Here is an 886-nt window from a genome sequence, read left to right as displayed (position 1 = left end):
GGGGCGGCACTGGCCGATGCGCGGCAGGGCGGGGGCGAGGGCATTCGCATCTTTTCCGCCGAAAAGCGCAGCCGCCAGCTCGACGCCGACCAGCTGGAAACCGACCTGCGGCTGGCGTTGCACCGGGGCGAGATCGGCATCGTGTTTCAGCCGCAATATCCGGTCTATGACCATCGCATCAGCGGGGTCGAGGCTTTGGCGCGGTGGAACCATCCGATCTATGGCCCGCTGGGGGCCGGCATATTGTTCGGCACGGCGGAGCGGTCCGACTATATGCTGCCGCTGTCGGCGCATATCCAGGCCGAGGCATTGCGGCAGGCGGCGGCCTGGCCGAGCGCGCTGTCCAATCTGCGCCTGTCGATCAACGTCACGGCGGCGGATATTTCGCAGCCGGGGTTCATGGTCGATTTCCTGGGGCAGGTGGACCGCAGTGGCTTTCCCCGGTCGCGGCTGACGGTGGAGATTACCGAGAGCGGGCTGATCCAGGATGTCGACGCAGCGGCGGCGCTGCTGACGGCACTGCGGTCCGAGGGGCTGGCGGTGGCGATCGACGATTTCGGCACCGGCTATTCGAGCCTGGCCTACCTCAAGGGCTTGCCGCTCGATTATCTGAAGATCGACTCCAGCCTGGCCCAGGATATCGCAGGATCGGCGCGGGACCGGATCATCGTGCGCGGGGTGATCCATATGGCAAAGTCGCTGGGCCTCAACGTCATCGCCGAAGGGGTGGAGACGGAGCAGCAGCTCGACCTGCTGGCACGGGAAGGTTGTGATTATTATCAGGGCTTCCTGCGCTCGGCCGGCGTCTCCTCGCCCGAACTCATATCGCTGGTGCTACAGGGTTAGGCCGACCTTTCCGATGAGGGCCGAGCCGGCGTGGCGCGCA

Annotated in this window: 1 protein-coding gene; it reads left to right on the top strand. The window is 65.9% G+C overall.

Annotated features, from left to right (window positions below; translation table 11 throughout):
- Positions 1–846 (top strand): EAL domain-containing protein (locus CG471_RS29860; protein WP_143560329.1); only part of this gene is annotated, 846 nt, incomplete at its 5' end.
- Positions 847–886: the final 40 nt, after the last annotated feature.

Source organism: Sphingobium sp. IP1, assembly GCF_002708645.1.
GTDB lineage: Bacteria > Pseudomonadota > Alphaproteobacteria > Sphingomonadales > Sphingomonadaceae > Sphingobium > Sphingobium yanoikuyae.
This window is presented reverse-complemented; position numbering and strand designations above follow the sequence as displayed.